Origin of the sequence: Fulvimarina thalattae (genome assembly GCF_040239565.1) — a bacterium.
GTDB lineage: Bacteria > Pseudomonadota > Alphaproteobacteria > Rhizobiales > Rhizobiaceae > Fulvimarina.
Window position 1 is genome coordinate 130,217 of record NZ_JBEHWS010000001.1, and the last position, 20,205, is coordinate 150,421.

The window sequence follows — 20,205 nt, forward strand, 5'->3', positions numbered from 1 at the left end:
CTGTTCGGCCGCGACGATCCCTAGAAGAACTGACGGGAAGCGATCCAGTGGCGGGCTTAGAATTCGAGCCGGGCCGAAAAGCCGAACGAACGGCCCGGACTTCTCGGAGGCTCGACCGAGGAGAATTCCTGGCCGTAGCGAGCGGCCGGAATAGGTCTCGTCGAAGATGTCGTCGGCCTTGGCCTTGAGGGTGAGGTTCTCGAACTCATTCGGGTTTTACTCCATGACGGCGTTGACCACGGTGTAGCCTTCGAGCGACCGGGTCGCATCACCGTCGATACCGCCACCTGCCGGCGGGTCTTCATCGAGGGCGAATTCTGCATCGGCGCCGCAGGTCAGCCTGTAACGGTCGATCCGCTGGACTGCCGCCAGGGTGAAGACATCGCCGAGAGGCGCGGTGAAGTAAGTGCCGTAAAAGGCGTCCGCTCTGGAGCCGTCGATCTCTTTCTTGATGCTGGCGAAGCCCGCATTCACTGAGCCCATCGAGACGTGGAATTCGTTGGCGACCGTTCCGTTGAAGCTCTCCCCATCGCCGTCATAGGAAGTCACCAGATCGCTGAAGAGCGCGTGTTCGGGCGTCGTCAGGCTTTCTAGGCGGTCTTGCCGAGACCGCTCAGTAGACCCGGGCCGGTGCCGTCCACCTCGAAGCCGTCGTCGTCCTCATAGGCGTCGCCATCGACCCGATTGGCGAAGCCGAGGATCTCGTAACGAAGGACCGCGCCATTTTCTCTGGCGTTTGCCGCGGCCATCGAATAGAAACATGACTATCATAGTCAAATTCAATTGGAGCTCGGGATCGCGTGATATCCGGGGCTGTTGCTCCGCTGCATTGAAGCCGGAGGAGTACCAGAGAGAAGTGAGCATTCATCGCATATGATATTCGCAGCGTTCGTGCCATCGGCAGGCCTGGGCCGTTGCTGATGTCAATTGAAAGCGAGCGCTCTGAGCTTTCGTTTATTCGAAGGTTTTGCGTACCAAGCTTGAAGCGCATGAGCTGGAGCGGCTTGCATGAACGCATTAGAGATAACGCAGCGTATTGCATCGTCGCTGTCATTTCCGGCCGGTCATAGAAGTGCCCTGAGCGCGGACCACTCAATTGCGTCGTATCGGCCTCGCTCGGAGGTCCTTTTCGTTTATAAACCTGATCAGGTCCGCACGATACGATGGTTCGGGCCTTGCCGCCCGGTTCGCCCGCCGCCCCGCCGCGATGGAATTCGCCAGCCCTATGCTTCGACGCTTCTTTGCTTACTACCAGCCCTATAAGGGGCTGTTCCTTCTCGATTTCGGCTGCGCGGTGCTGGCCGGGCTTCTCGAGCTCGGCTTTCCGATCGCCGTCAAGGTCTTCGTCGATGATCTTCTGCCGGGCGGAAACTGGCCGTGGATCGTCGCCGCGACGGTCGGGCTCCTCGTGATCTATCTCCTCAACACCGGACTGATGGCGATCGTGACCTATTGGGGTCATATGCTGGGGATCAATATCGAGACGGAGATGCGCAGGCGGGCCTTCGACCACCTGCAGAAGCTCTCCTTCGGCTATTTCGACAACGTCAAGACCGGCCACCTCGTCGGCCGCCTCACCAAGGATCTCGAAGAGATCGGTGAAATCGCCCATCACGGGCCGGAAGATCTCTTCATTGCGGTGATGACCTTCATCGGGGCGTTCCTGCTCATGCTCTTCGTGCATGTCGAGCTGGCGTTGATTACCGGCGTCATCGTGCCGGTCGGGGCATGGCTCACGACCCGCTACGGGGCGCGCATGACAGCGACCTGGCGCGCGATCTATGCCTCGATCGGCGACTTCAATGCGCGGATCGAGGAGAATGTCGGCGGCATCCGCGTGGTGCAAGCCTTCGGCAACGAGCATTACGAGCGGCGGCTGTTTTCGCGCAACAACGCCGAATATCGCCGCCGCAAGCTCGACGCCTACAAGATCATGTCCTGGTCGCAGTCGCTGAACTACTTTTCCATGCGGCTCACCCAGGTGATCGTCATGGTGGCGGGCACCTATTTCGTCATCGCCGGCGACCTCACCAATGGCGGCTTCGTCGGCTTCCTTCTGCTGGTCGGGGTGTTCTTCCGCCCGGTGGAGAAGATCGCTGCGGTGCTGGAGACCTATCCGAAGGGCATTGCCGGCTTCCGCCGCTATTGCGAATTCCTCGATACCGAGCCCGAGATCGAGGATCGGCCGGGAGCGGTCGATATGAAAACCGTTCGGGGCGCGGTCGCCTTCGACCATGTGCGCTTTGCCTACGGCAACGGCCTGCCGGTACTGAAGGATGTAAACTTTGCGGCGAAGCCTGGTGAGACGATCGCATTTGTCGGCCCCTCGGGAGCCGGCAAGACGACAATCTGCGCCCTCCTGCCGCGCTTCTACGATGTCTCGGGCGGCGCGATCCGTATCGACGGCACGGATATCCGCGATATGACGCTCGCCTCGCTGCGCGAGCATGTCGGCGTCGTCCAGCAGGATGTCTTCCTCTTCGGCGGAACGGTGCGCGAGAACATCGCCTATGGCCGGCTCGATGCGAGCGAAGAAGAGATCGTTTCGGCGATGCGCCGGGCCTCGCTGGAGGCGACTGTCGCCGCGCTCCCCAACGGCCTCGACACGATCGTCGGCGAGCGGGGCGTGAAGCTCTCGGGCGGCCAGAAGCAACGGCTGTCGATCGCCCGCATGTTCCTGAAGGACCCGGCGATCCTCATTCTAGACGAGGCCACCTCGGCGCTCGACACGGCGACAGAGCGGCAGATCCAGGCGGCGCTCGCCGAGCTTTCGAAAGGCCGCACCAGCCTCGTCATCGCCCACCGCCTCTCGACCATCCGCCATGCCGACCGCATCTGCTTCGTCGAGGGCGGCGAGATCGTGGAGACCGGCTCACATGCCGATTTGATGGCAAAGGGCGGCGCCTATGCGAAGCTCGTCGAGGCGCAGTCCGATCTCGACTGGAATTCGGACTTCGTCGCAGCCAAGGGCAAGGCGCGGCTGAGCCTCGCCTGAGTGGGCGGAGCGAAGGCTCCCGCTGACGGCAGGCCTCTTGGGAGTAGCTTCAGGCAGCTTCGTCCGTCTCACACACGCTTCGGGCAGGTGCCGCAGAAGCGGCGGCTGACGCAGGTGTATTTCAGGCAACAGGTCTCGCGAACCGGGCGCATGGCGACGCCGTTCGGCTCGCCGGCATCGCTCAGATCGATGTGACGCCAGCCGATTGCGGGAGCGAGATCGGGTGCGATCGCTTCCATGAACCGCATGAGTCCTACGCGCACGGGCTCTTCCGGCGCGCCATGGCGGCGCAGGACGAGAAAAGGCGCGGCGAGGCCGATCGCATTGTTGCTTGCCAGGAGCGAGGGGGCGATGGTGGCCTTCGGCAGGCTGATCGTGTTCAGGACGTCGATGGTCAACCCCACCAATGCGCGACAATCGGAGATGCTGCCGGGTCGAACCGCTGCGAAATGAGCGATGGGCCGCCGGGCCTCCTTCGGGCGATCGGCGAGCCGAACACTTTCATGCGCCGATCCCGCGGGGACTTCACCGCGGATGAGCCAGAGCGTCGCGACCGCCGAGAGGATGGAACGGGAAAGCGCGCGGTGTAACTGCGCATGGGCGATCTTGTTGGAGGGGGCACCCAGCGCCCTCTGCTTCATGCAGGCTTTCGTCAGAGCGGCGGGGCCGAGCCGGCGTGCCAGGGTGTCGCCTGCTTCTGGCGATCCCGTCGCGGACACCGCGAGTGCTTCGAGCTCCTGCAAGCCGGTCGGTGCGGCGAATTCCGCAAGCTTGAGGAAGTCGCTCCGCAGGGCGTTCCCCTCACCCGCATTCGGCGTTGTGACGAGACCGTTATCTGCTTCGACAAACCCCATCAGCGCATTTGGAAGCGGATCGGAACCGAAAAGCTCATCGAATTCCGCCCGGCTTCGCGGGGGATCGGCGGGAAGGGCGACGCCCGGCGCACGGTGTCCACGGCTGCCTGGTCGATCAGTCGGTTGCCGGATGACCGGACGAGGCGGATGCCCGAAGCCCCGCCGCGCGCCGTCACGGTGAAGGAGACCGTCGCTGTGCCTTGCGCGCGCTGGCGCCGCGCCGATGCCGGATAGCGCTGCGCGCGGCGGATGCGGGCGAGCACCTGACCGGAATAGTTCGAGCGCGCCTGCGAGGAGTTGACGCCGGAACGACCGCCGCCACTTCGTGCCGCGCGGCCGCTCTCGCGTGAGCCGCGTTGCGCATTCGCCTGCTGGCGGCCCTTATTGCCGCTGCGTGCCTTTGTGCGCTCTGCCCTCTGTGCCTGTTTCTTTTTCTGTGGCTTGGCCTGCTCCTGCCGTGCCTTCGATCTCTCCGGCGGATCCTGGGCGACGCGGCGTGGCGGCGGATTCGGCCGGCGTGTCGGCTGGGGCACGTTGTCCGGCTGCGCCGGCATCGCTTCCACCGTCTCGGTGACCGTGGCGAAGCTCGTCGCCTCCGGTTCGATGGCTGCGACCTCCGCCTCTTCAGACATCTCCGCCGTTTCGGTGGGGTTCTCGGTGACTGTTTCCACGGCCTCGGGCTGTACGTCCGGCGCCGTTTCGGCGACCATCGTCTCGGGCGGCGCTTCCTCGACCGCTTCGGCCATCTCGACCGGCTCGGTGACTTCGGATGTCTCCGCTTCCACGGTCTCTGTGGTTTCGGCCGCGGTCGCGGTTTCCGCCTCGCTCGTCTCCTCGCCCTCGGCTAGCGCATCGAAGGGGTCGCCGGAGACCGCCATTTCGAGGCCCGGCCCGCCCTCCATCATTGCCGGCTCCTCGTTGCTGGCAGCGGAGGCCAGCCAGAGCGCGACGCCTCCATGGATGGCGAAGGAGAATACGAGGGCCGAAGTCATTGCGCGGCGGGAAAGGGCCATGGCTTAAAGGCTCCCGCCTGAACGGGTGACGATCCGGGCCTCGAAGCCCGCCTTTCGCATGGCGCGCAGTAAGGCGATCAGGTCCGTCGCGGGAAGCGCGCGATCGGCGGTGACCGCAACCGGTTCGCCCGCGACCTGCGCATCCGCGCCGTCGGATTCGCCAGCAGGGACCGGCGCGGCACGGGTCTCAGCGAGCATCGCGAGGAGCGCCTCCTCGCTCAGCGTCTGACCGCCGTAGAGAAGCCCGCCATCAGCCGTGATGCCGACGGGCTCCGCCGGCGGACGCGTGCGTTCTGCCTCGCTGGTGCGGATCAACTGGATATCGCCGTCGGTTTGCGTGGCGATCGTACCGGCGAGCAGGAAGAAGATCAGCATCAGGAAGACGATGTTGATGAGCGCTATCGTCGGGTCCTGGCCGCGGCGTTTGACGGGGCGGGTGAGCTTCATGGGACGGTATCCGAACCTTTTACGTCAATCCGCGACGGAAATCGCGGCGAAGCCGGCGCGCCGGGCTGCTTCGACCGCCCCCACCAGCGTCTGGCTGTCCGCGCCCTCGTCGACCTTGATGAGAAGCTTCTCGCCGCCGGCCTCGCGCAGGCCGGTCAGATGGGCGACGAGGCCGTTCTGCTCGATGGTCTCGCCGTTGATGGAGATCGCCCCTTCGGCTTGCGCACGAAGCAGGACGTCCGGCACCGAGCCGCCGCTCGCGCCCTCGGGCGCGGGGGCTGCGATATCGACCTGCTGGTGGCGTACGAAGGTCGAGGTCAGCATGAAGAAGAGGAGCAGCAGGAAGATCACGTCGATCAGCGACGTCATCGACAGGCCTGCGCGTCGTGCCCGTTTCGCCGCGATGCGCATGGCGTCACTCGCCCGGCGCGAGGCCGGCCTGAGTGGACGGCGCGGCGCGTTCCGATGCAGCCGCGCGCGGCTTGGCGTCTACCGCGCGATCGGTGACGCGGCGGGTGAAGATCGCGGCGATCGCGGTTTCCATCGCGACGCGCTCGTTCTCGATGCGCCCGTCGAACCAAGTCGTAAGCAGCTGGGCGGGCATTGCGACGGCAAGGCCGACAGCCGTCGTCAGGAGGGCCACCCAGATGCCGCCGGCAAGCTGGGAGGGGTCGATATCGGAGCCAGCGCTCTGCATCGCCTGAAAGGCCTCGATCATGCCGAGCACGGTGCCGAAGAGGCCGAGCAGCGGCGCGATCTGCGCGATCGCTTCCAGCAGTCGAAGGCCGGAGCCGAGCGAATGGAGCCGCTCGGTCGCGATCCGCTGGACATCTTCCTCGACGGTCTGACGCGCCAGCGAGGACGTCATCGAACCGCGAATGGCCGAAGCGACGACACCGGAGACCGGTCCGCGTCCGCTTTCTGCCGCCTTCAGCGCGCCGGCATTGTCACCGCTAACCCAGGCTTCGATCGCCCTATTGCTCCCCCGCCGGCGGCCGACGCCCTCGCGGGAAAACTGCCAGAGCTTGAGGATAACGACGGCAAAGGCGACCACCGACAGGACGGCCAGAATGACGACGACGAAGCCACCGAGCTCGTAGATATCGGTAATGGGCTGAAGCAGCAGGGAAGCATTCATTGGATCAAAACGCTCGAATAAAACCGAAAAGACGCCGCCCGTATGGGACGGGCTGAATCAGAGGCCGAAGGTGATCTCGCCCCGCGAGCTGGCCGAGAGTGCCGAGGCGCAGGTCTCGTTGGTCACACCCTCGCCCTCGCAGGCGGAAACGTCGTTGACGAGAACCCGGTCGATCTTGTCGCAGGACGAGCCCGACAGATTGAACTCGCGCACCTTCGTACGGCCTTCCGGCATGGTGCCGAAATCGAGAACGAGCAGGCGCTCGATCAGGCCCTCTGGATTGAAAAGCACGATTTCGAAGGCCGCCTTGGAGAGATCGGTACCAAGCTTGTTCGTCGTGACGAAGCCGAGCCGACAGCCGTTATCGGTTGGGACGGCGCGATTGAGCTCGATCGAAAAGGCCTGTTTCTCTGCGGCAGATGCGGCGTCGGCCGCTTTTTCCTGCGCGAGCGACGGACCGGAAATGATGAGAGCGGCAAGGCTTGCGAAGGCGGCGGCGCAGCGCAGGCGGTATGAGATCGGCATTCGATGTCCTGAGAAGCGGTTGGCGTTTCCCACGCCGTACATAAATAAGATTATTGAAGTCAAGTTATTGGCGCAGATTACTCTCGTTATCCGAGCGTCATGACGGCAAATGACCTCCCGTTTCACTCGGATTTGACCTTAGAAGCATTCTAGTCTCTGTTTTTGGAGTATTCTAAACTGCCGGTTGGAGTAACTCGGCTCTCACTTTTGCGGACCACGACCTCGAAGGCAAGTCAGATATTTGACAAAAAGAATCGAGTTCATGCAGTCATGTCCCGGTACTCGCTCCCTTCGGGTGCCATCCCATAAGGATCGTCATGACCTTTTCCGCACGCCCAGCCGTTTTCGGCCGCACTCCGATGGCCGCCCTCGTGCTCCTTGGGGCTTTCAGCTTCGCCGCACCGGCGTTCGCCCAGAACTCCGGCGATGCCGAAACCCTGACAGTTCAGACCAATCAGGGTGAGACGAGCGTTCCGAAAGATCCCAAAACCGTCATCGTCTACGATCTGGCGTCCCTCGATACGCTGGATGCGCTCGGCGTCGGCATAGACGGCGTGCCTGACGCACCTTTCCCGGAGACGCTCGCAAAGTTCGGCGAGGATGGGACGGAAAAAGCGGGCACGCTGTTCGAGCCCGATCTCGAAGCGGTCAAGGCGCTGCAGCCGGACCTTATCGTGACGGGCGGGCGCTCGATGGGGAAGACAAAAGCCTTGTCGAGCATCGCGCCGACCATCGACATGACCGTAGACGCGGACAATTTCGTCGAAAGCGCATTCGACCGCGCCGAAGTTCTGGCGGAAATCTTCGGTCGCCAGAAAGAGGCTGAGACCAAGATTGCCGAACTTCGCGCCTCGATCGAAGAGCTGAAAAGCGAGGCGAAAGATGCCGGTACTGGGCTCATCCTATTGACGACCGGCGACAAGATCAGCGCCTTCGGGCCTGGCTCCCGCTTCGGCGTGCTGCACGATGCCTATGGTATCGCGCCCGCCGATACGGGCTTCGGGAAGGGCGACCACGGCGAGGCGGTCTCGTTCGAATACATCGCCAAGACCGATCCGGACTGGCTCTTCGTCATCGACCGCGATGCGGCGGTCGGTCGGGGTTCCGCCGCGGCACTGCTCGACAACGAGCTCGTGCACGGCACGAAGGCGTGGTCGAAGGGGCAGGTCGTCTATCTCGATCCGGGTGACTGGTATCTGGCGGCCTCGGGCCTGCGCGCGATGCGGAGCGCGGTCGATCAGTTGAGCGAGGCCTTGGCGAAAAAAGGATCGTAGACGGCGGTTACAGCGGAGCGGGGCGCTGGAGCGAGGCATGCGATGGGGATCGCGTGCCTCGCTCGCTTTCACTGGTCCGGCCGCCCGCCAATATTCCGCGAACCCGGTCCGTCGCCTCCGCCTTAGAATTTTCACCGGATCACAGTTACCCATCGCTCGATCCTTTTGGCGGGAAGGCTCGGGCTTCTCTGTCTCGCCGTCATGAGCCTGATGGTCGGTGCTGGCGATCTCTCCGCCCGCTGATCGTTCCCGCCATGGACGAGGATGCTTGGCGATCGACGAGGAAGAGAACGAGGGATGTAGCCTCGTTCGCAGTGAGCTGCGGCAGGGCGCCGTCCACAGCGCCGACACCATCTCCCTTGCCGAGCGCTTCGCCGCCGGTCCCGATCGCGCCGTCCAGAACATAGAGAAACGGCGAGAGGCCCGGCATTGTGAGAACTTCGATCTCGTCTCCCGCATCGAGGCGCGTGTCGAAGACGTGAACCGCGTTTCGAAAGGTCAGCGGAGCCTCGCTTCCCTCCGGCCCGGCGACATGGCTCCACTCACACCTCGGCGTTCCCTCCGGCCGGTCGAAGAAGGCGATCTCGGGCGATAAATCGGCATCGCGGGGCCGCACGAAGATCTGAAGCATTTCGACGGGCTCGTCGGGCGTTCGCTCCTCGTGCCAGAAGCTCTTCCCGGCATTCATCATCATCAGCTTGGTCGCCGAAATCGGGATCTTATGGCCGGTCCTGTCCGCGTGCAGCATGGCGCCGCGCCACATGTAGCTGAGGATCTCGTCGTTGACGTGCTTATGCATCGGAATGACCGTCCCGACATCGAGACTGGCGTGGTCGAAGGACGCGAGCGGTCCGAAGGCAGGGTCCGTCGAGGCGCCGGCGATCAAACCCGGTCTCACCCGCTCGATGCGAAAGGGGCCCATCGTGAAGGTGATGCGCTGCGATGCGCGCAGGATCTGCATGATGTGATCTTTCTCGGACGAAACGGAGTGGGGCCAGCAAAGCGGTAGCTTTTTCGATTAATCCGCCCTGCCTAATTATTCGCCTTCGCGCGGTCCTCTCTGCCGGTGAACGGGTGCTCAAATGGCGTGACGGCGCGATAGCCGGCATTGACGGGGATCAAAAGGAGGACCGCCAGAAGAATGGCGGCGTGGGCCTATTCGCCATGCACGATCACCGTTGCGGCCGCAGCCGCCATCAGCGTAGCCGCAAGAGCGGTGGCGAAAAGTCGTGTTTTCGGAACAGCGATCAGAAGGGCTGCCGTCAGTTCCAAAAGACTGGTCATACCATAAAACCCGTCCCGATAGCCGTAGTGACGCTAATCCTCGACGATCGCTTCCGGCGGAAAGAGATTGATCGAATCGCCGAGGACGAAGAACGCGGCGAGCGCCCGTCATAGAGATTTCGCCAATCTGGCCTGGTCATCCCGTTTTCCTCGATCGAAGTGTCGTGCCGCATGAATGCTTAGTTGGCACTACGGCCGGCAGTGCGGCTGGCGGGTTGCCTCGCCGATGCAGCGCCTGTGTCAGGATGCAAGCGCTCCATATTGCCGGCGGTGCCAGAGCAACGGAGCGCGATCGGTCGCGGTCTCGATGTCGACGACGCAGCCGGCGAGGAGCCAGTGACTCGGTGTTTCGATCGCACCGATCACCTCGCAATCCATGGCGACGAGAGCGTTCTCGAGCTTGGGATGGCCGGATTTCCAGGCATTCCATCGACCATTCTCGAAGCGTCTTTGGGGATCGCCGAAACCGGCAAAGGCGTTCGCGATGCCGCTCTGGTCTTCGGCGAGCATGGCGAAGGAAAAGCCGCCGATGGTCCCGACACGTTTGGCGAGCTGACTTGTCCGGTCGAGCGAGATCAGGATCGTGGGCGGTTCGACCGATAGGGAGAAGAAAGATGTGACCGTCCGGCCCAGGCGCTCGCCGCCCGATCGCACCGTCGCAAGGCCGACGGTCGCGCCGAGGGAGGCCATGGCGTCGCGATAGCGGGCTTTGTCGACGACCGGCCGCAGGGGCGTTTGCAGACGCATCAGGTCCGATCGCAGATCGTTTTCGGATACTCTCACGAGTAACGCTCCCGGCTTTCGATTGTGGCAGCGCATGTCGCGCTACCTTTGTCGGCGGGACTCTTCGAGGGGCCCGCCGCTGTCGGCCGCAGCATGCCACCGGCACGGCCTTCGTCGGGGTTTACAACGAAGGACCGCCCCAGCGGATTGCGGCCAGGCTCGCCTCAGCCGAGATTGGCTTCGGCGAACTCGTAATTGGCGAGATTGTCGAGGAAGTTAGTCACATAGTCAGGACGACGGTTACGGAAGTCGACGTAGTAGCTGTGCTCCCAGACATCGAGCCCGAGAAGTGGCTTGCCTTCGCCGGTCGCGATCGGGTTTGACCCGTTGGCAGACTTGGTCGCCTTCAGCTTGCCATCCGTTCCGAGCACGAGCCAGGCCCAGCCCGAGCCGAACTGACTGGTGGCCGCCGTCTTGAAGGCCTGCTTGAAGGCCTCGACCGAGCCGAAGTCTTCCGTGATCTTGGCTTCGAGCTTGCCCGGCAGCCGGCCACCTTTCGGCGAGAGCGCGTTCCAGAAGTGGATGTGGTTCCAGTGTTGGCCGGCCTGGTTGAAGACCCCGGAACGGTCCGCATCGTCCTTCACCAATGCGATGATCTCTTCCAGCGATTTGCCCTTCAGGTCGTCGTTCTTGTCGACGAAGCCGTTGAGCGCCGTGACATAGGCCTGATGGTGCTTGTCGTGGTGGAGTTCGAGTGTCTCCTGGCTCATGCCACGGGCGGCGAGAGCCGAATGGGCATAGGGGAGGGCGGGAAGTTCGAAAGCCATGGGAAATCTCCTGTTTTCAGGCCCCGGCGCTTGCGTCGAAGCGATGGGACGATTATTTTCCAAGTAGAAGCTTTGAAAAACGTCGCAAGGAATATGTCAAGCAATCTCTTGGAAAATTCTGTGCACGCCACCCGAAAGCCATCGGACCGGATTCTGATGACCCTCAAGATGCACGGGGCGATGACCGCGGCGGCACTGGGGCGCAAGCTCGGCACGACGGCTGAAGCCGCGCGCCAGCAGCTCGTGCGGCTCGGTGATGAAGGGCTTGTCGCCGCGACGAGCACGCCGGCCGGCCGTGGCCGCCCGACGCAGAACTGGGAGCTGACAGAGGCCTCGCAGACGCGCTTTCCCGACACGCATGCCGCGCTGACCGTGGAGCTCCTCGACAGCATCCGTTCGACGCTCGGCGAGGAGGCGCTGAACAGCGTCATCGCCACGCGTGAAGCCGCCACACTCATGACCTACCAGCCAGTGATGGAACAGCGCGAGCGCCTGGGAGACCGCGTCGCAGCGCTCGCCGAACTGCGCTCCGCCGAGGGCTATATGGCCGAGTGGGAAGAGCGCGACGACGGCTCGCTGCTCCTCATCGAGAACCATTGTCCGATCTGCGCCGCGGCTTCGTCCTGCCAGGGTTTTTGCCGGGCCGAACTGCAAATCTTCAAGGCGTTGCTTGGCCCAACCGTCGCGGTGGATCGGACCGAGCACATCGTCGGCGGTGGGCGCCGCTGCAGCTATGTCATACGGGAGGCCTGAGCCTTGGCGACGTCACGCCTCACCGCAGCGCGTGCTGCGGGTACCGTTCCGACCCGCTCTCTGCCCGGCCTCGACGAGACGTTGATCCGCCGCGTGGTTTCGCGGTTCTATGCGGCCGCGCGCGAGGACGATCTCCTTGGGCCGATCTTCAGGCGCGTCGTACCGGACGAGGACTGGCATCATCATCTCGACACGATCGCCGACTTCTGGAGTTCGTCCTTTCTCGGCACAGGCCGTTACGACGGCCGGCCGATGCCAAAGCATCTGGCGATCCCCGAACTGGACGACGCGCATTTCCGCCGCTGGCTCGCGCTTTTCAGGGCGACTGTCGAAGAGACCTGCCCGCCAAGCGTCGCGGGTGCCTTTATCGAACGCTCTGAGCGGATCGCCAACTCGTTCCGCATCAACATCAAGATGCGCCGTGGTGAGGATATTCTTCACCTGCAGCCATTAGAGCGGGAGCATCTCGACGCCGGCGGCGTTGGGACGGACAGTTCAACACGGTCCCGAGAAAGACGAGCGAATGATCAGCGCTGATCCGAAGACTGTGGGAGCGGAGGCGGACTTCGACCTCACGCGCCGCAATACGCTCGGACTGGCGGCTCACGCGCGGTATGGTTCTCTTGTGCAGACGGTGGACGAGATCGAACCGCTCGTCCGTTTCGCTGAAGATTCGGGGCTTCCACTCGTGGTGCTTGGCGGAGGGAGCAATGTCGTCCTGGGGCCCAAGATCGAGGCCGTGGTCGCCGTCCTCGCGACAAAAGGGCGTAGGTTCGAAAGACAGGACGACGGCAGCATCCACCTCACCGCGCAAGCCGGCGAGGACTGGCCCCACTTCGTCGAATGGAGCGTCGAACAGGGCTTTGGCGGGCTGGAAAATCTTGCCGGCATTCCCGGAACGGTAGGCGCCGCGCCGGTGCAGAACATCGGTGCCTACGGCGTCGAACTCGCCGATCGCTTCGAGGCTCTGACCGCCTTCGACCGGGTGGAAAAACAACTGCGCGTCTTTCGCAAGCAGGATTGCCGTTTCCGCTATCGCCAGAGCGTCTTCAAGGACAATCCCGGCCGCTTCGTCATCGTCGAAGTGACGTTCCGGCTGCCCGGAGACTGGCAGCCGATCCTCGGCTATGCCGGTCTCGACAGCCTCACCGGAACCGCCGACCCGAACACCGTCATGCAGCGTGTCCTCGCCCTTCGCGGCAGCAAGCTGCCGGACTGGCGGATCATCGGAAACGCCGGGTCCTTCTTCCACAATCCCGTCGTATCGCAGGCGGTTGCCGACGGCATCGAGGGGGTGCCGAAATATCCGCAAGCCGACGGCACGGTGAAACTCTCGGCCGGTTGGCTCATCGAGAGTTGCGGCCTGAAGGGCCACCGGGTCGGTGATGCGGGCGTCTACGAGAACCATGCCCTGATCATCGTCAATCACGGTCACGCCGATGCGCACGACATCGACAACCTCTCCAAGACGATCAGGACCGCAGTTGAGAAGCGCCACGGCGTCACGCTGCAGCAGGAGCCGCTGGATATCCGTTGATGTTCAGCGCGCCTCAGGCGCTTGCCATTTGTCTGCAGGCGACGCCGGTGTCCAAAAGTACTCGCCTGAAGCGACATGCTATGCTGAGGCTATAGCCCTCGAAGAATGGGACGGCAACGAAGACCGGCGGCGACATCGTCCCCGCTGACGACCCGGTAAACCTCGCCTCATAGACGGATCTCTGCGAGCGCGGTATCTCGACCATCCATCAGGTTTCGGTCTCCCCGCCCAATCTCTCGATCAGCGGCAACATCTTCATGGGCCGAGATATCCCCGGCCGGGCTGGCGGCATGGACATCCGTTGCTCGGACTACACGACATGCCGCTGCTCATCGGCGGCCCGAACCTCCTCAATGAGGATGAGATCGGCGACACGGTGAATTCCTTCGGCAGCTATGGCTTGCAGGACCACACCGACATGGCGGCCTGACCCAGAGCCAATTCAATCTCGCGGACTGATTTTGACGGCGATCACTTCGGAGGCCGCCGTTTTCTCATTTGTAGCTGGCAACAAGCGTCCTCACGCTATCTCGTGGATGGTCGCGGAGAGCGAGTTCCCTTCCATTCGGAGGGTAGCGAGCGTTATGGGAAGCCGGAAGCGTCTGGGGCCGGCGCTGCCCGGATTCAGATAGAGAAGGCCATCGACAATCTCGGTGCCGGGTCGATGGGAATGGCCCGAGATCACGACGTCATGCCCTTCATCGGCGGGGTCGAACGTGAGATCGTTTCGGTCGTGGATGATGAAGATGCGCCGGTCCAGCAGTTCAACGCATGCCGTTTCCGGAAAGTCCTGCGCCCAGTCCGCATGGTCGATATTGCCGCGAATGGCCGTGACCGGCGCGATCTCGGCAAGGCGCGTGACGATATCCGGTTTGCCGATGTCGCCGGCATGGATGATGTGTGACACCCCTTCGAGCATCTCTATGGCTTCGGGGCGCAACAGGCCGTGCGTATCCGAAATGACCCCGATAACCGATGTTTCGCTCACCGTGCCCGACCCCGTGTCATGATCCTGGCCGTCGACGAACAGCCTCTTTTACGTTCCGCAGAACGTACGATAGGGCCCTTTTCGTTCCGGCGGCAGGTTTGCAAAGTCGGCGAACTCCGCGCGTTCCTCAAAAGGTTTCGCAAGCGCCTCGTTGAGGCGCTCGAACGGCGTGAGATCATTGCCTAACGCTGCGGTGAGAGCTTCTTCCACCAGATGATTTCGCGGAATGATCGCCGGGTTCACCGCATCCATTGCGGTACGGCGCTCGCCTGTGTCCCTCGGCTCTGTCGCAAGGCGTTCACGCCAGCGGGCTGCCCAGCCGTCGAAACCAGCCGGCTCGTCGAACAGGTCGCGTGGAGAGGTATGGCCTTCCTTGTCCTCTGTCGCTTGGCTCAGTTTGCGGAAGGTCAGGGTGAAATCCGCCTTCTGGTGCGCCATGAGGGCTAGAAGATCGTTGATCAGTTCGGCATCTGCCGGTTGCGAAGTCTGCAATCCGATCTTGGCTCTGAAACCGTCGAGATACGAGGTCTCGAATGCCGACGCGAAGCCGGACAGGATTTCTTCCGCGATCTTGACGGCCTTGTCCTGATCGGGATCGAGAAGCGGCAGCAGGCACTCGGCGAGACGCGCGAGATTCCAGCTCGCGATGCTCGGTTGATTGCCGTAGGCATAGCGCCCCTGCCGGTCGATCGAGGAGAAAACCGTGGCCGGATCGTAGCTGTCGATGAAGGCGCAGGGACCGTAATCGATCGTTTCACCAGCGATCGACATATTGTCCGTGTTCATGACGCCGTGGATGAAGCCGACATGCATCCATCGGGCAACGAGGCTTGCCTGACGCATGGCCACAACCTCCAACAGCGCCTCGTATGGATTGGGTGCTTTCGCAATCGCGGGATAGTGCCGCTCGATGACATAATCGGCGAGCTGGCGTATCGCGGTTTTATCGCCCCGTGCGGCGAAGAACTGGAACGTGCCAACCCGCACATGGCTCGAAGCGACGCGTGTGAGGATTGCCCCAGGAAGCTCCGTTTCCCGGTAGACCGGATCGCCGGTTGCGGTCGCGGCGAGTGCGCGCGTCGTCGGTATGCCGAGTGCGGCCATCGCCTCGCTGACGAGATACTCGCGCAGGACCGGGCCGAGCGCGGCCCGCCCGTCGCCGCTGCGGGAAAAGGCGGTCGGCCCGCTCCCCTTCAGCTGGATGTCCCGGCGCCGGCCATTCCCATCGACGATTTCGCCGATGAGGATCGCGCGACCATCGCCGAGCTGTGGGACGAAATTACCGAACTGATGCCCGGCATAAGCGGCAGCGATCGGATCGGCGCCGGAGGGCAGCCGATTGCCTGACAAAATCTCGGCCCCTTCGGCTGTATCGAGCGCATCCGCGTCGAGCCCGAGTTCCTCGCAGAGAGGTCGGTTCAGCTTGATGAGGCGTGGAGCCGTCACCGGCGTCGGCATGATCGGCTGGTGAAAGCTCTCGCCGAGCCGCGCATAGCTGTTGTCGAAGGAAAAATGTGCCGTCATCCGTTCCGCCCTGATCTCGTCGCCCGTTCTTTCATTCGAACGGAAACGTGGCGTCGATGATGCCCGATTGCGAGAGTTTCACCGGGCGAATTCGGCACGAAACTCCCGCCTAATCCGGCCGCGTAGCCGAAATCGCATAGCGGTGCTGGGCAACGCGCTCCAGCCATTTCGATAAGCCAAAGCTCCGCCGTTGCGCCGCATGAATGCGCCAGAGGCGCTTCTCGATCCGGATATCGATGAAGCCCGCTTCGGCCAGCATCCTGGCAATTTCTTCGGCGCGCGCGCCATCGGCGAAGTGAACACGCGAGAGAATATCGCGGTGCGTCCGCATTCGCTGCGTCAACTCAGCTGGTCCTTGTGCGCGCAGTGTTTGCCGGAGTTCTGAAAACCAGGCCAGGGCTCTGGCCGTGCGGCTCTGGTTCACGAAGTCACCATCGACGAGGAGCAGGCGCCCGCCCGGTCGCAGAACCCGGTGCCACTCGCGGAAAGCGGCGACCGGGTCGACCAGCGTCCAGACGAGATGCCGCGTGACGACCGCATCATAGGTCTGGTCGGGCTCCATCGTACGCTCGGCATCTGCGGTGAGGAAGCGGATATTGCGACCTTGTGCTTTCGCCTTTTGGCGCGCCCGTTCCAGCATGGGCTCGGACCAGTCGAGCCCTGTCACGCGCCAGCCGAGACCGTCGAGGAGGAGGGAGACGACGCCGGTACCGGAGGCGAGATCGAGCACCATCCGCCCGCCGCCTTCGCCAAGATGCCGACGCATCAGTTGCTGCCATGCAGCTTCTTCCGCGCCCGGCACGATCGCATGACCCGGTTCGTCATCGAAGTTTTCCGCCCGATCGGACCAATAGGCCTTGATCTCCTCGCGCAGGCCGAAATTCGCAGTACTCAACGCCACGATCCCCGTTAAACGTCTTTCGATGTCACTTTAGACTTATTCCAGTTCTAAAGAACGATCATCGAAATCGCTGAAAACTCTCTTTGAAACGATTCTAATCTTTACAAGTTAGAATGGTTACAGATTATATTATTTGACACCAAGATCATCGCGCAATAGCGTCGCCGCGAATTCTCTTCAGCGGAACCGATCGATGTTCAGACACAGCCGATGGGCGGGCAGCCTTGCTGCGGCCTCATTCTATTTCCTTGCCTCAATGACGGCCGGCGCGGAAACCGTGACCATCGAGGACATTGCCGGGCGCAGTGTGGAAGTCGACGTTCCCGTGAAGAGCACGATCCTCGGCGAAGGGCGGCTGATCTATGCCCTTGCCGCGATCGAGACCGAAGACCCGTTCGGCAAGGTGGTCGGCTGGCGCGACGATCTGATGAAGGCGGACCCCGACACCTATGATGTCTATCAGGCGAAATATCCTGAGATCGACGATCTGCCGACGTTCGGCGGCATCAAGGACGGCACGTTCGACGTCGAGCAGGCGATTGCCCTCGATCCGGACATCATCGTTATGAATCTGGAAGCCAAAGGCGCGACCGAGGACGCTGGGCTGGTCGAAAAGCTCGCCGCCGTCGACATTCCGCTGGTCTATATCGATTTTCGCGAAGCGCCGATCGAGCATACCAGCAAGAGCCTCGAAATCCTCGGCACGCTGTTCGGCAAGGAAGATCGGGCGCGCGAACTGATCGAATTCCGCGATGCCGAGATCGCCAAGGTCGCGGACCGTCTCGCCGAAGCGAACCCCGATAAGCCACTGGTCTTCGTCGAGCGCGCTGCAGGCTATTCGGAAGAGTGCTGTATGTCCTTCGGCAACGAGAATTTCGGCAAGATGGTCGAAATGGCCGGCGGCATCAACATGGCGAGCGAATTCATTCCCGGCACGTTCGGCACGGTCAATCCGGAGCAGATCATCGCCTCCGATCCGGACGTGGTCATCGCAACGGGGGCCCAGTGGGAGGCCTATGTGCCCGGCGGCGCGTGGGTGGGCCTCGGGCCCGGCTCGGACATGACGGAGGCACGGCGCAAGCTCGCCGCACTGACCGAGCGTCCTGCCTTTACCGGTGTGAAGGCCGCCGAGAACAACGAATTTCATGGCGTCTGGCACCAGTTCTATAACAGCCCCTACCAGTTCGTCGTGATCCAGCAGATGGCAAAGTGGCTGCACCCGGAGCTTTTCGAGGACCTCGACCCCGAGGCGACCTTCAGGGAGCTGCATGAGCGATTCCTGCCGGTCGACTACCAACCAGGCTATTTCGCATCACTCGCTGCCGATCCTTCATGACATTGGCGGTATCCGAAACAGGGACTGGACGGACCATGACAGGGCGCGAGCGATATCGCGCCCTGTCGGCGCGTCGTCTCGCCATTCTCGTGGCGCTCGGGGTCGCGCTCTGCCTGTCGGTGGCAGTCGATCTGTCGCTAGGGCCGGCGCGCTACAGCCTTTCCGAGGTGCTTTCCGCTCTCTTCGATCCTTCGGGCGTCGATCGCCAGCTATCCGTCGTGATCTGGGAGATCCGCATGCCGGTCGCGCTGATGGCGATCAGCGTCGGCGCCGCGCTTTCGCTTGCTGGCGCAGAGATGCAGACGATTCTCGCCAATCCGCTGGCAAGCCCCTTCACTCTTGGCATCTCGGCGGCCGCAGGCTTCGGTGCCGCCGTTGCGATCGTCTTCGGCGCTGCACTGATTCCGGCGCTTGTCGATTACGTGGTGCCGGTCAACGCCTTCCTGATGGCGATGCTCGCGGCCGTTCTGATCCATGTTTTCAGTCAGATGCGCGGGGTCACGGTGGAGACGATCGTCCTCCTCGGCATCGCGCTGGTCTTCACCTTCAACGCCCTTCTGGCGCTTCTCCAATATCTCGCAAGCGAACAGGCGCTCGCGGCGGTTGTATTCTGGACGATGGGCAGCCTCATGAAGGCGACCTGGGGAAAGGTCGCGTTGACCACTGCCATCGTCGTTCTCGCCGTCCCATTTCTCGCCCGCAACGCCTGGGCGCTCACGGCCTTGCGGCTCGGTGACGACAAGGCGGCGAGCTTCGGCGTAAAGGTCTCGCGGCTTCGGCTGGAGACGATGCTGCTCGTCAGCCTTCTCGCAGCCGTTCCGGTGTCATTCGTCGGCACGATCGGCTTCGTGGGTCTCGTCGGGCCGCATATCGCGCGGATGCTGGTCGGCGAGGATCAGCGCTATTTTCTCCCGGCCTCGATGATCTCGGGGGCGCTGATTCTGTCGGCGACGTCTGTCGTCTCCAAGACGCTGCTGCCGGGTGCGATCCTGCCGATCGGCGTCATAACCGCGCTCGTCGGTGTGCCGTTCTTCCTCTCCCTCGTCTTCGCCAGCCGGAAGCGCGTATGACCAGCCTCACGCTTCAGGATGTCGGCGTCTCCTACGGCCGTCGCACGGTCATATCCGGGGTGTCGACCCCCGTAATCACCGGTGGCACGCTGACGGCACTGATCGGCCCCAATGCCGCCGGTAAATCCAGCCTCTTCAAACGGATCGCCGGTCTCGTTTCCGGTCCCGGCACCGTTTCGCTCGGCGGCGGAGCGGACAAGAATTCTGTCGCCTACATGCCCCAGGACACCGGCGCGAACGCAGTCCTCACAGTCTATGAATCGGTGTTGCTCGCCGCCAAGCAGGGCTCGGCAGGATGGGCGGTTGCCGACGGTGATCTCGGAGCCATCGATGAGACGATCGCTTCGCTCGGCATCGGTGATATCGCCTTTCGCGATCTCGGTACCCTGAGCGGTGGCCAGCGCCAGCTCGTCGCCATCGCCCAGGCTCTGGTGCGTCGGCCGCGCGTTCTCCTGATGGACGAGCCGACCTCGGCCCTCGATCTTCATCGCCAGATCGAAGTCCTCACCCTCATGCGCGATCTTGCCGGGCGAAACGGCATGGCCGTCCTCATCGCGCTCCACGACCTCAACCACGCCCTGCGCTACTGCGAGACCACCATGGTTGTCGCCGATGGCACACTCGCGGCATGCGGTCCGAGCGAGCGGATCATCACGACCCAACTCCTTGCGGAGGTCTATCGCGTCTCGGCCCGCGTAGAGCGCTGCTCGGCCGGCAACCCTTTCGTCATCGTCGACGCACCGCTGGAAAGAAGCGTCGCGTAGCGAAGCTTATATCCGAAGAGGGCCTCCGATCTCGGTCGCGTCGCTTCAGGACCGTCGCTCCAGGAATATCCGCCAAGTCCGCAGGCGTTATCGGATTGCTGAAGATTGGCCGGCCAAGCAAATAAAGTCGTCTGAACCGAAAGCTCCTCGAAACATGCCAAAGCCCTGGTGTGTCGAGGCCTAAGCTTTTGTTTTTGAATGCTGCAATGCGGGAAAATCTCTTGGCGCGCGATTTCGCCAACCACGGCTCTT

24 protein-coding genes are annotated in these 20,205 nt (G+C 62.9%); 9 read left to right on the forward strand and 15 right to left on the reverse strand.

The annotated features are described in order from the left end of the window. Window positions 1-216: 216 nt before the first annotated feature. Both ABRA89_RS00600 and ABRA89_RS00605 read right to left on the reverse strand, forming a co-directional pair. On the reverse strand, window positions 217-549 hold the full coding sequence (locus ABRA89_RS00600; protein ID WP_349939510.1) for a hypothetical protein: 333 nt from the start codon (window positions 547-549) through the stop codon (window positions 217-219). A 41-nt stretch (window positions 550-590) separates the two neighbouring features. Continuing rightward, window positions 591-749, reverse strand: coding sequence for a hypothetical protein (locus tag ABRA89_RS00605; RefSeq protein WP_349939511.1), 159 nt, complete (start codon window positions 747-749; stop codon window positions 591-593). Between the two features lie 476 nt (window positions 750-1,225). On the opposite strand from ABRA89_RS00605, the gene ABRA89_RS00610 reads away from it, so the two are divergent. Continuing rightward, complete coding sequence (locus tag ABRA89_RS00610) at window positions 1,226-2,995, forward strand: ABC transporter ATP-binding protein (protein ID WP_349939512.1); 1,770 nt, start codon at window positions 1,226-1,228, stop codon at window positions 2,993-2,995. 68 nt (window positions 2,996-3,063) lie between these two features. On the opposite strand, the gene ABRA89_RS00615 is transcribed toward ABRA89_RS00610, so the two are convergent. Genes ABRA89_RS00615 through ABRA89_RS00640 form a run of 6 tightly spaced genes read right to left on the reverse strand, consistent with a single transcriptional unit; the run spans window position 3,064 to window position 6,972 of the window. After that, window positions 3,064-3,849: a (2Fe-2S)-binding protein gene (locus ABRA89_RS00615; protein ID WP_349939513.1), complete on the reverse strand. Its 786-nt coding sequence runs from the start codon at window positions 3,847-3,849 to the stop codon at window positions 3,064-3,066. Further along, window positions 3,849-4,862 carry a cell envelope integrity protein TolA gene (gene tolA / locus ABRA89_RS00620; protein WP_349939514.1) on the reverse strand — a complete coding sequence of 338 codons (1,014 nt, stop codon included), beginning with the start codon at window positions 4,860-4,862 and terminating at the stop codon, window positions 3,849-3,851. The genes ABRA89_RS00615 and tolA overlap by 1 nt, the downstream gene beginning before the upstream one ends. Window positions 4,863-4,865: 3 nt before the next feature. Next, entirely contained in the window at window positions 4,866-5,309 is a 444-nt protein-coding gene (locus tag ABRA89_RS00625) for an ExbD/TolR family protein (protein ID WP_349939515.1), read from the reverse strand. A gap of 24 nt (window positions 5,310-5,333) precedes the next feature. Beyond that, a complete protein-coding gene (locus ABRA89_RS00630; RefSeq protein WP_463671226.1) occupies window positions 5,334-5,678 on the reverse strand; it encodes an ExbD/TolR family protein in 345 nt (114 codons plus the stop codon). A gap of 46 nt (window positions 5,679-5,724) precedes the next feature. Then, window positions 5,725-6,447: a MotA/TolQ/ExbB proton channel family protein gene (locus ABRA89_RS00635; RefSeq protein WP_349939517.1), complete on the reverse strand. Its 723-nt coding sequence runs from the start codon at window positions 6,445-6,447 to the stop codon at window positions 5,725-5,727. 57 nt (window positions 6,448-6,504) lie between these two features. Next, window positions 6,505-6,972, reverse strand: coding sequence for a hypothetical protein (locus ABRA89_RS00640; protein WP_349939518.1), 468 nt, complete (start codon window positions 6,970-6,972; stop codon window positions 6,505-6,507). Window positions 6,973-7,331: 359 nt separating this feature from the next. Here ABRA89_RS00640 and ABRA89_RS00645 point away from each other — a divergent pair, with 359 nt between their 5' ends. After that, a complete protein-coding gene (locus tag ABRA89_RS00645; RefSeq protein ID WP_463671240.1) occupies window positions 7,332-8,246 on the forward strand; it encodes a siderophore ABC transporter substrate-binding protein in 915 nt (304 codons plus the stop codon). A gap of 199 nt (window positions 8,247-8,445) precedes the next feature. Here ABRA89_RS00645 and ABRA89_RS00650 read toward each other — a convergent pair whose 3' ends face one another. The 4 genes from ABRA89_RS00650 to ABRA89_RS00665 form a co-directional block, all read right to left on the reverse strand. After that, window positions 8,446-9,207 carry a pirin family protein gene (locus ABRA89_RS00650; RefSeq protein WP_349939520.1) on the reverse strand — a complete coding sequence of 254 codons (762 nt, stop codon included), beginning with the start codon at window positions 9,205-9,207 and terminating at the stop codon, window positions 8,446-8,448. A 194-nt stretch (window positions 9,208-9,401) separates the two neighbouring features. Further along, window positions 9,402-9,530, reverse strand: coding sequence for a hypothetical protein (locus ABRA89_RS00655; protein WP_349939521.1), 129 nt, complete (start codon window positions 9,528-9,530; stop codon window positions 9,402-9,404). Between the two features lie 240 nt (window positions 9,531-9,770). Next, a complete protein-coding gene (locus ABRA89_RS00660) occupies window positions 9,771-10,313 on the reverse strand; it encodes a flavin reductase family protein (RefSeq protein ID WP_349939522.1) in 543 nt (180 codons plus the stop codon). Window positions 10,314-10,477: 164 nt separating this feature from the next. Continuing rightward, a complete protein-coding gene (locus tag ABRA89_RS00665) occupies window positions 10,478-11,080 on the reverse strand; it encodes a superoxide dismutase (protein WP_349939523.1) in 603 nt (200 codons plus the stop codon). Window positions 11,081-11,236: 156 nt separating this feature from the next. Between ABRA89_RS00665 and ABRA89_RS00670 the strand changes: the two genes are divergently transcribed. The 4 genes from ABRA89_RS00670 to ABRA89_RS00685 all read left to right on the forward strand — a co-directional run bounded on the left by ABRA89_RS00670 (window position 11,237) and on the right by ABRA89_RS00685 (window position 13,800). Beyond that, window positions 11,237-11,833 carry a helix-turn-helix transcriptional regulator gene (locus ABRA89_RS00670; protein WP_349939524.1) on the forward strand — a complete coding sequence of 199 codons (597 nt, stop codon included), beginning with the start codon at window positions 11,237-11,239 and terminating at the stop codon, window positions 11,831-11,833. Window positions 11,834-11,836: 3 nt separating this feature from the next. Further along, window positions 11,837-12,370 carry a group III truncated hemoglobin gene (locus ABRA89_RS00675; protein ID WP_349939525.1) on the forward strand — a complete coding sequence of 178 codons (534 nt, stop codon included), beginning with the start codon at window positions 11,837-11,839 and terminating at the stop codon, window positions 12,368-12,370. Then, the gene (murB, locus tag ABRA89_RS00680) at window positions 12,357-13,370 is read left to right on the forward strand and encodes a UDP-N-acetylmuramate dehydrogenase (RefSeq protein ID WP_349939526.1); all 1,014 of its coding nucleotides are present in this window, start codon (window positions 12,357-12,359) and stop codon (window positions 13,368-13,370) included. Before ABRA89_RS00675 ends, murB begins: the two co-directional genes overlap by 14 nt. A gap of 301 nt (window positions 13,371-13,671) precedes the next feature. Further along, window positions 13,672-13,800, forward strand: coding sequence for a hypothetical protein (locus ABRA89_RS00685; protein WP_349939527.1), 129 nt, complete (start codon window positions 13,672-13,674; stop codon window positions 13,798-13,800). A gap of 90 nt (window positions 13,801-13,890) precedes the next feature. Here the strand turns inward: ABRA89_RS00685 and ABRA89_RS00690 are convergent, their stop codons facing one another. The 3 genes from ABRA89_RS00690 to ABRA89_RS00700 all read right to left on the reverse strand — a co-directional run bounded on the left by ABRA89_RS00690 (window position 13,891) and on the right by ABRA89_RS00700 (window position 16,786). Next, window positions 13,891-14,358, reverse strand: coding sequence for a metallophosphoesterase family protein (locus ABRA89_RS00690; RefSeq protein ID WP_349939528.1), 468 nt, complete (start codon window positions 14,356-14,358; stop codon window positions 13,891-13,893). A 48-nt stretch (window positions 14,359-14,406) separates the two neighbouring features. Beyond that, a complete protein-coding gene (locus ABRA89_RS00695) occupies window positions 14,407-15,882 on the reverse strand; it encodes a protein adenylyltransferase SelO (protein ID WP_349939529.1) in 1,476 nt (491 codons plus the stop codon). Between the two features lie 109 nt (window positions 15,883-15,991). Beyond that, window positions 15,992-16,786, reverse strand: coding sequence for a class I SAM-dependent methyltransferase (locus tag ABRA89_RS00700; protein ID WP_349939956.1), 795 nt, complete (start codon window positions 16,784-16,786; stop codon window positions 15,992-15,994). 190 nt (window positions 16,787-16,976) lie between these two features. Between ABRA89_RS00700 and ABRA89_RS00705 the strand changes: the two genes are divergently transcribed. The 3 genes from ABRA89_RS00705 to ABRA89_RS00715 are packed head-to-tail and all read left to right on the forward strand — an operon-like array spanning window position 16,977 to window position 19,953. Next, complete coding sequence (locus ABRA89_RS00705) at window positions 16,977-18,119, forward strand: ABC transporter substrate-binding protein (protein WP_463671227.1); 1,143 nt, start codon at window positions 16,977-16,979, stop codon at window positions 18,117-18,119. Continuing rightward, the gene (locus ABRA89_RS00710; RefSeq protein WP_349939530.1) at window positions 18,116-19,189 is read left to right on the forward strand and encodes a FecCD family ABC transporter permease; all 1,074 of its coding nucleotides are present in this window, start codon (window positions 18,116-18,118) and stop codon (window positions 19,187-19,189) included. The genes ABRA89_RS00705 and ABRA89_RS00710 overlap by 4 nt, the downstream gene beginning before the upstream one ends. Further along, window positions 19,186-19,953, forward strand: a complete 768-nt coding sequence (locus tag ABRA89_RS00715) for an ABC transporter ATP-binding protein (RefSeq protein ID WP_349939531.1) — start codon at window positions 19,186-19,188, stop codon at window positions 19,951-19,953. Before ABRA89_RS00710 ends, ABRA89_RS00715 begins: the two co-directional genes overlap by 4 nt. The last annotated feature ends 252 nt before the right edge of the window (window positions 19,954-20,205 follow it).

Bases quoted from the DNA above. Each gene is read 5' to 3' on its own strand.
- ABRA89_RS00605 (WP_349939511.1), bottom strand. From the start codon at position 749: ATGGCCGCGGCAAACGCCAGAGAAAATGGCGCGGTCCTTCGTTACGAG.
- ABRA89_RS00610 (WP_349939512.1), top strand. From the start codon at position 1,226: ATGCTTCGACGCTTCTTTGCTTACTACCAGCCCTATAAGGGGCTGTTC.
- ABRA89_RS00615 (WP_349939513.1), bottom strand. From the start codon at position 3,849: ATGGGGTTTGTCGAAGCAGATAACGGTCTCGTCACAACGCCGAATGCG.
- tolA (WP_349939514.1), bottom strand. From the start codon at position 4,862: ATGGCCCTTTCCCGCCGCGCAATGACTTCGGCCCTCGTATTCTCCTTC.
- ABRA89_RS00625 (WP_349939515.1), bottom strand. From the start codon at position 5,309: ATGAAGCTCACCCGCCCCGTCAAACGCCGCGGCCAGGACCCGACGATA.
- ABRA89_RS00630 (WP_463671226.1), bottom strand. From the start codon at position 5,678: ATGACGTCGCTGATCGACGTGATCTTCCTGCTGCTCCTCTTCTTCATG.
- ABRA89_RS00635 (WP_349939517.1), bottom strand. From the start codon at position 6,447: ATGAATGCTTCCCTGCTGCTTCAGCCCATTACCGATATCTACGAGCTC.
- ABRA89_RS00640 (WP_349939518.1), bottom strand. From the start codon at position 6,972: ATGCCGATCTCATACCGCCTGCGCTGCGCCGCCGCCTTCGCAAGCCTT.
- ABRA89_RS00645 (WP_463671240.1), top strand. From the start codon at position 7,332: ATGGCCGCCCTCGTGCTCCTTGGGGCTTTCAGCTTCGCCGCACCGGCG.
- ABRA89_RS00650 (WP_349939520.1), bottom strand. From the start codon at position 9,207: ATGCAGATCCTGCGCGCATCGCAGCGCATCACCTTCACGATGGGCCCC.
- ABRA89_RS00655 (WP_349939521.1), bottom strand. From the start codon at position 9,530: ATGACCAGTCTTTTGGAACTGACGGCAGCCCTTCTGATCGCTGTTCCG.
- ABRA89_RS00665 (WP_349939523.1), bottom strand. From the start codon at position 11,080: ATGGCTTTCGAACTTCCCGCCCTCCCCTATGCCCATTCGGCTCTCGCC.
- ABRA89_RS00670 (WP_349939524.1), top strand. From the start codon at position 11,237: ATGACCCTCAAGATGCACGGGGCGATGACCGCGGCGGCACTGGGGCGC.
- murB (WP_349939526.1), top strand. From the start codon at position 12,357: ATGATCAGCGCTGATCCGAAGACTGTGGGAGCGGAGGCGGACTTCGAC.
- ABRA89_RS00695 (WP_349939529.1), bottom strand. From the start codon at position 15,882: ATGACGGCACATTTTTCCTTCGACAACAGCTATGCGCGGCTCGGCGAG.
- ABRA89_RS00705 (WP_463671227.1), top strand. From the start codon at position 16,977: ATGTTCAGACACAGCCGATGGGCGGGCAGCCTTGCTGCGGCCTCATTC.
- ABRA89_RS00710 (WP_349939530.1), top strand. From the start codon at position 18,116: ATGACATTGGCGGTATCCGAAACAGGGACTGGACGGACCATGACAGGG.
- ABRA89_RS00715 (WP_349939531.1), top strand. From the start codon at position 19,186: ATGACCAGCCTCACGCTTCAGGATGTCGGCGTCTCCTACGGCCGTCGC.